At 39.2% G+C, this 617-nt stretch carries 1 protein-coding gene; it reads right to left on the bottom strand.

Going from position 1 to position 617, the window contains the following annotated elements; genetic code table 11:
* The coding region (locus SORDD16_RS09940) for a histidine kinase dimerization/phospho-acceptor domain-containing protein (protein ID WP_347230213.1) at positions 1-617 on the bottom strand (617 nt) is incomplete at both ends.

The raw sequence follows: 617 nt of genomic DNA, 5'->3' as shown, positions 1-617 counted from the left end.
CTATACTTTCACTTGATTCCATAATAGTAGCTTCTGGTTTTCTAAAAAGGTTCTCTAGACGATTTTGCAACACGGCTAAGGGAGTTCTCAATTCATGACTGGCATTTTCAACAAAAGACTTCTGCTTTTGCATACTTTCCAGCAAAGGCTTGACGCTGACTCTTGCTAGGTAAACACTAGCAATTAAAGACAGGAGCCAGAAACTAGCCATGACCACTACGATTAAATGCTCATGGTTTTGGCTAATCTGCTCAAGCTGACTAGTATTAATCAAGATTGCCGCATATTTGACATTACTTGAAACAGTGGATGAATTGGTTTCCATCAAGATCATTCGATAAGTTTCTTCTTGACCGTAGCTATTGACAACTTGAATTTGTCGAATATGATTCAACTCTTTCTTATCCAACTTAATCTTGTCCAAGCCTAGAAAGTGATTTCCAAGTAAGAGTTGGTTAAAATCTTTATCAAAGAGCAATACTTCTGTATTGGAACTGACATTAGGTTTGATTTCAGCCTTGTTTGCATCTGCTGTTGCCGGTTGGATATCCTTGACTTCTTCGGTTGCCCGATTCAGGGCTAACTGGATAACCGCTTGGGGACTACTACTAAGGGTT

The organism is Streptococcus oralis, from assembly GCF_001578945.1.
GTDB classification, from domain to species: Bacteria; Bacillota; Bacilli; order Lactobacillales; family Streptococcaceae; genus Streptococcus; species Streptococcus oralis_Q.
This window is presented reverse-complemented; position numbering and strand designations above follow the sequence as displayed.